Raw genomic sequence first — 7,350 nt, 5'->3', positions numbered from 1 at the left:
CCCGCCGCGCACATGGTGCTGGTGGCGGATGTGCATTTCGGCAAGGGCGCCACCTTCCGCCGCGCGGGCCAGCCGGTGCCCCATGGCACCACGGCGGACAACCTGGAGCGGCTGGATGTGGTGCTCGCTGCCACCGGCGCCGATCACCTGGTGTTTCTGGGTGACTTCCTGCACGCGCGCAGCGGCGCGGCCGATGCGCTGTGGCAGCAGCTGCTGCCCTGGCGCCAGCGCCATGCCCGTGTGGCGATGACACTGGTCCGCGGCAACCATGACCTGCATGCGGGCGACCCGCCGGCCGCGCTGGCAGTGGCGCTGGTCAACGAGCCCTGGTTGCCCTGTGCCGATGCGCCGGTGCTGGCCTGCCACCACCCTCAGGCTGTGGCAGGCCACACGGTGCTCGCAGGGCATCTGCACCCCACGCTACGGCTGCGGGGCCCGGCGCGCGATGCGCTGCGGGCGCCCTGCTTTGGCTGGGGCGACGGGCAGTTGATCCTGCCCGCCTTCGGGGCTTTCACCGGCACGGCGCCCGACACCCTGCCCGCGCACTGGACGCAGTTTGCCGTCCTACCTGGCCGCGTGGTGGCGGTTCCTGGGGGGGGTTCCTAGGGTCTGCAGGGGGTGGCGCGCGAGCGCCAACGGGGTCAAACTGCAGAAAGCCGCAGGGTGATTACCACCTATTTGGTGAAAAAAAGTGCCCTGGGCTTATGATAATTTTGCATTGTGAGATTCGATTGCAAAAACAGCGGGCAGTGACAGCCCCGAGCAAGGAGAATCAGAGAGCATCCGCGTTTGGCCCCGCTGCGACGCAGCCGGGGGCATCTACCTACTCTGTTTCGTGAGACAAGCCATGACGACCCAGCAACCTTCCATCATCTACACCCTGACCGACGAAGCACCCCGTCTGGCCACGGCTTCCTTCCTGCCCATCATTCGCACGTTCGCGGCACCGGCAGGCATCAACGTGCTGGAGAGCGACATCTCGGTGGCAGCGCGCATCCTGGGTGAGTTCCCCGACTACCTGACCGAAGAACAGCGCGTGCCCAACAACCTGGCCGAGCTGGGCAAGAAGACGCTGCAGCCCGATGCCAACATCATCAAGCTGCCCAACATCTCCGCGTCCGTGTCGCAGCTCAAGGCAGCCATCGCCGAGCTGCAGGCCAAGGGCTACGCCCTGCCCGACTACCCGGACCAGCCCAAGGACGACAAGGAAAAGGAAATCAAGGCCCGCTACAGCAAGTGCACCGGCTCGGCCGTGAACCCCGTGCTGCGTGAAGGCAACTCCGACCGCCGTGCGCCCAAGGCCGTGAAGGAATACGCCCGCAAGAACCCGCACAGCATGGCCGAGTGGAGCCAGGCCTCGCGTTCGCATGTGTCGCACATGCACGCCGGCGACTTCTACCACGGCGAAAAGTCCATGACGCTGGACCGCGCCCGTGACGTGAAGATGGAGCTGATCACCAAGAGCGGCAAGGCCATTGTCTTGAAGCCCAAGGTCAGCCTGCTCGACCGCGAAGTGATCGACAGCATGTTCATGAGCAAGAAGGCGCTGCTGGAGTTCTACGAGAAGGAAATCGAAGACGCACGCAAGACCGGCGTGATGTTCTCGCTGCACGTGAAGGCCACGATGATGAAGGTGTCCCACCCCATCGTGTTCGGCCACTGCGTGCGCATCTTCTACAAGGACGCGTTCGCCAAACACGCCAAGACCTTTGAAGAGCTGGGCGTGAACGTCAACAACGGCATGGTGGACCTGTACGCCAAGATCGAGACCCTGCCGCAAAGCCAGCGCGACGAGATCAAGCGCGACCTGCACGCCTGCCACGAGCACCGTCCCGAGCTGGCCATGGTCGACTCGGCCAAGGGCATCACCAACTTCCACTCCCCCAACGACATCATCGTGGACGCCTCCATGCCCGCCATGATCCGCAACGGCGGCAAGATGTGGGACGCCAACGGCCGCCTGAAGGACGTGAAGGCTGTGATGCCCGAATCGACCTTCGCCCGCATTTACCAGGAGATCATCAACTTCTGCAAGTGGCACGGTGCGTTCGACCCCAAGACCATGGGCACGGTGCCCAACGTGGGCCTGATGGCGCAGCAAGCCGAGGAATACGGCAGCCACGACAAGACCTTCGAGATCCCCGAAGACGGCGTGGCCAACATCACCGACCTGGTCACCGGCGAAGTGCTGCTGAGCCAGAACGTGGAGCAAGGCGACATCTGGCGCATGTGCCAGGTGAAGGACGCCGCGATCCGCGACTGGGTGAAGCTGGCCGTGAACCGCGCCCGCAACTCCGGCATGCCCGTGGTGTTCTGGCTCGACTCGTACCGTCCGCACGAAGCGCAGCTGATCACCAAGGTCAAGATGTACCTGCACGAGCACAACACCACCGGCCTGGACATCCAGATCATGAGCCAGGTGCGTGCGATGCGCTACACGCTGGAGCGTGTGATCCGTGGCCTGGACACCATCAGCGCCACCGGCAACATACTGCGCGACTACCTGACCGACCTGTTCCCCATCATGGAACTGGGCACCTCGGCCAAGATGCTGTCCATCGTGCCGCTGATGGCCGGCGGCGGCATGTATGAAACCGGTGCAGGCGGCTCGGCCCCCAAGCACGTGCAGCAGCTGGTGGAAGAAAACCACCTGCGCTGGGATTCGCTGGGTGAGTTCCTGGCGCTGGCCGTGTCGCTGGAAGACCTGGGCCTGAAGACCGGCAACGGCAAGGCCAAGATCCTCGCCCAGACGCTGGACGCCGCCACAGGCAAGCTGCTGGACAACAACAAGAACCCCTCGCCCAAGACCGGCCAGCTGGACAACCGTGGCAGCCAGTTCTACCTTGCCCTGTACTGGGCGCAAGAGCTGGCCACGCAAACGGCCGATGCCGAACTGGCCCAACTGTTCGCCCCACTGGCCAAGCAACTGGCCGACAACGAGCAGACCATCGTGGCCGAACTGGCTGCCGTGCAGGGTGCACCCGCCGACATCGGTGGCTACTACCTGCCCGACGTGGCCAAGCTGGACGCCGTGATGCGCCCCAGCAAGACGCTGAACGAAGCCCTCAAGGCCGTGGCGGCCTGAGTCCGGCCCCACCGCTGCTGCGGCCCTGTGCTGCAGCGGCAAATGAAAAAGGCCCCGCTCTGCGGGGCCTTTTTTATGGCGCGGCGGGAACCGCAAGAGAAAACAATCTACGGCCGCTCGCGATCGGCCACGCGGGTGTTCAGCGCCGCCGGCACATAGCCAGGCAGGAAGGCGCAGCCCTTGCCGAACGTGGCCTCCATGCCTGCGCACTGCTGCGCAATGCCCTCGGGCGTGGGCTTGTCGCCCGCGTCCACCCAACGCAGCAGCGCGGTCATGAGCGTGGGGTAGGTGGGGTCGCTCAGGTAGCTGTGGGTGTTGTGCTGGGTGAAGGTCTGCACCAGGCGCGCCACGCTGCCGCCTTGCGCCATGGTGACCCGGAAGGCCGCGTCCAGCTCGACAAAGGCCGTGGGGTCGTCCACGCCTTTCACGGTGAGCACGGGCACGGGGATGCGGCCGGTCAGGTCGGTATCCTGCGCAAAGCGGGCCACAGCGGCAGGGTCTGCACGGTAGCGCAGCACGGCGGCGTTCAGCGCGGCGTCGTCGGGCGAGCCCCGGTACGACACCCCCCGGTTGCCAAACGGACTGGCGCCGCCCGTGCGGTGCTGCACCACGTCGCGGAAGTGGAAGGTGGCCCAGTTCATGTGGCCCTGGATGGAGCTGGCCGGGATGCGGATCACATCCACGATGGTTTTGACTTTGCGCTGCTGCTCGGGCGTGCGCTCGGCCACCGGCTTGTTCAGCGCCAGGCATTCGTTCACGCGTGCGGCCAGGTCCGCCTGGGCCATCGCCGCATCGGCAGGCAGGCCGATGTTCAGCGGGTACTGCACCTCGGTGGGCCGGGGGTGGTTGTTGCACAGGTACTGGTAGACCACGCGCAGGTCGGTGCGAAAGTCGTAAGAGCGCGTTCCGCCCGCCAGCACGCCGCTGGTGAGCAGCACGGCGTCGTAGGGGCGCTTGCCATCGGCCGTGGTCTGGAACATCTCAGCCCCCTTGGCCGCCACGCTGGCGCCCCAGGACTGGCCGTGCAGGATGGTGCGCTGCGGCTGGGCGACGTGGCGCACGAAGATCTGGCGCAGCCGCTCGGTGTCCTCGGCCGCGGCACGCACCTCCACACCGCCCTGGCGGAAGGTGCTGCCCGCCCAGGCGTACCCCGCGCGGACCATGATGGCCCAGCGCTCCAGGTCCTCCACCGACCGCTCCATCTTCGGCGCGCCCAGTGCCGGGCCGCCGTGGGCGTGCAGCACCAGGTGGCCGTTCCACTGCTGAGGCACCGCCACCAGGTAATACGCACCGGCCGAGTCCTTGCCCGACAGGCAGCGGGCGATGGGCGCCAGGTCCTTGGGGCACGGGGTGGCCGTGGGCGCGGCCTCGGCCGTGGCACTCACCGGCGCCGAAGCTGGTGGTTGTGTGGGCACCGGCGCGCAGGCAGAAAGCAGGCAGGTCACGCCGACCAGCGCCAGGGCTGGCAGGGTGCGTGGTGTGGCACGGGGGGTAGGCATGGGTCGGGTCTCCGTTGTCTTTTTTGTCCGCGCTGGGCGTATTGTTAGATACTACAAATTTGATAGCACATCAGGCATGATTCACTAGCGCTACGGGCCATTTTGACCCATATCTGCATGCTTGACCCCACACGGCAGCACCCGGGGCACCTTGGCGCCCCGGGACAGGGCTCAGGGTCAGAACTTGCCCATGTAGTCGCGCTTGCCCAGTTCCACGCCGTTGTGGCGGGCGATGGCGTAGGTCGCGTTCACGTGGAAGAAGAACTGGGGCAGGCCGTAGTGCAGCAGGTAGTGTTCGCCGACGAACAGCTTTTCGCGCGGCGTGCCGGGCTGGATGGTGATCTGGCGCGTGGCAGCCTCGGCAAACGCGGCCTGCGGCAGGCCTTCGATGAACGCCAGCACTGTGCGGATGCGCTCGGCCAGGTCGGCAAAACCGGGGCGCTCGGCGTCGGGCAGCGAAGGCACCTCCACACCGGCCAGGCGCGCGGCCACGCCCTTGGCAAAGTCGCAGGCGATCAGCACCTGGCGGGCCATGGGGAACATGTCGGGGAACAGGCGGGCCTGCAGCAATGCGTCCGGCTCGATCTTGCGGGCCGTGGCATGGGCCTCGGTCTTGGCCAGGATGTCCTGGAGCGAGCCCAGCATCTGGCGAAAGACGGGGATGCTGGCGTTGTACATGGGGTTCGTCATGGGCGGTGTCCTGGAAGTGCGTTGAAAAGGAAGGGCGCCGTTGCGAACCCTGCCAAACAGGGCCCCGGCGCCACCGACCGCGATTGCAACACATGCCCGCGCGGCGTGCTGGGCGCCGTACAGAGCCCCCGCCCCGTGGACCCTTCAGGCCGCTGCAGGCACGGGCCGTGCCGCCCGCGCTGCCACGCCCACCCCCACGAGCGCCGCCGACACCACGCTCAGGCCCAGCGTCACGGCCGAGCCGTAGAAAATGCCCGCCGTCATACCGTGGTCCAGCATGGCGCCAAACACCGGTGCCGCCAGGCAAAAGCCCAGGTCCAGCCCCGAGTACACCGTGCCATACACGCGGCCCGTGGCACCGGGGGGCGCGGCGCGCTTGATCAGCATGTCGCGCGAGGGGCCCGCCAGGCCTGTGCCCAGCCCCGCCACCGAGGCCACCACCAGCGCCGCCATGCCGGGCAGCAGCCCCGAGGCCACCACCACCAGCAGCGCGGCCGAGCCCAGCAGGCACACCGAGATGATCTTCTCCAGCCGCTGCACACGCCCCACCAGAAAGCCGCCCACCAGCATGCCCGCCGCGCCACACAGCATGTAGCCAGTGACCACCATGGCCGTCACGCTCAGCGGCAGGCCATACATGGACTGCAGCGCCGGGCTGGCAAAACTCTGGATGGCGCTGAGTGCGCAGGTGCTCCAGAAGAAGAACGAGAAACACAGCCACACCGAAGGCAGCTTGAGGAAGGCCATGGGGTGCTCGGGCTTCGCCGCCGCTGCGCCGCCCTTGGCCTGGTGCGCCCAGGCACCCTTGCGGTCGTCAATGGCATCGCGGTTCCACACCATGATGGCCAGCACCGTGAGGGCCAGCAGCGCGCCGCACAGGCAGGCCGTACGCCACGAGCCCGTGGCTGTGGCAATGCCCGCCATGAACACCGGCGCCGTCGCCCAGCCCAGGTTGCCGCTGATGCCGTGCACCGAGAAGCCATGCCCCAGGCGCTGGGGCGACACGCGCTTGTTCAGAATCGTGAAGTCCACCGGGTGGAACGGTGCATTGCCCAGCCCGGCCAAAGCCGCCGCGAGCAGCAGGCCCGTGTAGCCCTGCGCCGTGCCCGCCGCCAGCCCCGCTGCGGCAAAGCTCGACAGCGCAAAAAACATCACCGGCCGCGCGCCTACACGGTCCACCAGGAAACCCGACAGCGCCTGGCCCACGCCCGAGATCACGAAGAACACCGACACCAGCAGGCCCAGCTCGGAATAGCTGAAGCCGAACTCCCCGATCAGCCACGGAAACAGCGGCGGCAGCAGCATGTGAAAGAAGTGCGAGCTGCCGTGGGCCAGACCGATCAGGCCGATGGTGCGGGCGTCCTGCCGCAGGGGGACGGGGTTGGCAGTGGTGGAGGTAGCGGTAGCGCCGGAGGTGGAAGCAGTCATGGGTTGGATCTTAGGCAGCATGCCCTCGGCAGGTTTACGATAGACGGCCAATTTCTATCGCAAACATGCCAAACCCACCCACCAGGTACCCCACCCCTACCGAACCGGTGGTGGAACACTTCGCCGCCGAGGTCGTGCCTCGCGCCCAGGCCGGCAAGCCGCGCGGGATGTCGTACGTGGACTCGCTCACGCCCGAGCTGTTTGTGCCCACCGCCGCCCGCCCGGTGCGCGCCAAGCTGCGCTGGCTGGCCGCCGACACGCAGGTGATGCCCCACAGCCACCCCTGGGCGCAGGTGGCGATCTCCACCACGGGCGTGATCCGGCTCACGGTGAACCACGGCACCTACATCGTGCCGCCCTCGCGCGCGCTGTGGATTCCGCCCGGTGTGGAACATGCCGTGACCATGGTGGAAGACGCCGACCTGCGCACGCTGTACTTTCACCAGCCCCGGGGGCGCTGCGGCCCCGGCGTGCCGCGCGACCAGGAAGACGCATGGCGCCAGTGCCGCGTGCTGGAGGTGTCCGACCTGCTGCGCGCCCTGGTGCGCGAGATGCCCACCACGCCCGACGGCGGCGCCGCGATCAGCCCCGCCGACCTGCGACGCGAGCAGCACCTGAGCGCCCTGGTGCGCGACGAACTGGCCCGTG

Annotated in this window: 6 protein-coding genes; 3 read left to right on the top strand and 3 right to left on the bottom strand. The window is 67.3% G+C overall.

Features of this window, described 5'->3' with window-relative positions; translation table 11 throughout:
* Together pdeM and DBR23_RS29015 are read left to right on the top strand one after the other, a co-directional pair.
* Positions 1-606 (top strand): ligase-associated DNA damage response endonuclease PdeM (gene pdeM, locus DBR23_RS29020; protein WP_108500343.1); only part of this gene is annotated, 606 nt, incomplete at its 5' end.
* A 241-nt stretch (positions 607-847) separates the two neighbouring features.
* Positions 848-3,085, top strand: a complete 2,238-nt coding sequence (locus tag DBR23_RS29015) for an NADP-dependent isocitrate dehydrogenase (RefSeq protein WP_108500339.1) — start codon at positions 848-850, stop codon at positions 3,083-3,085.
* A 107-nt stretch (positions 3,086-3,192) separates the two neighbouring features.
* Here DBR23_RS29015 and DBR23_RS29010 read toward each other — a convergent pair whose 3' ends face one another.
* The 3 genes from DBR23_RS29010 to DBR23_RS29000 all read right to left on the bottom strand — a co-directional run bounded on the left by DBR23_RS29010 (position 3,193) and on the right by DBR23_RS29000 (position 6,702).
* Positions 3,193-4,584: a hypothetical protein gene (locus DBR23_RS29010; RefSeq protein WP_108500338.1), complete on the bottom strand. Its 1,392-nt coding sequence runs from the start codon at positions 4,582-4,584 to the stop codon at positions 3,193-3,195.
* Between the two features lie 177 nt (positions 4,585-4,761).
* Complete coding sequence (locus tag DBR23_RS29005) at positions 4,762-5,274, bottom strand: DUF1993 family protein (protein ID WP_108500337.1); 513 nt, start codon at positions 5,272-5,274, stop codon at positions 4,762-4,764.
* 144 nt (positions 5,275-5,418) lie between these two features.
* Entirely contained in the window at positions 5,419-6,702 is a 1,284-nt protein-coding gene (locus tag DBR23_RS29000) for an MFS transporter (RefSeq protein WP_108500342.1), read from the bottom strand.
* 65 nt (positions 6,703-6,767) lie between these two features.
* Between DBR23_RS29000 and DBR23_RS32110 the strand changes: the two genes are divergently transcribed.
* On the top strand, positions 6,768-7,350 hold a 583-nt coding region (locus DBR23_RS32110), incomplete at its 3' end, for an AraC family ligand binding domain-containing protein (RefSeq protein ID WP_369882189.1).

The organism is Acidovorax sp. HMWF018 (genome assembly GCF_003061035.1).
GTDB lineage: Bacteria > Pseudomonadota > Gammaproteobacteria > Burkholderiales > Burkholderiaceae_C > Acidovorax > Acidovorax delafieldii.
This window is presented reverse-complemented; position numbering and strand designations above follow the sequence as displayed.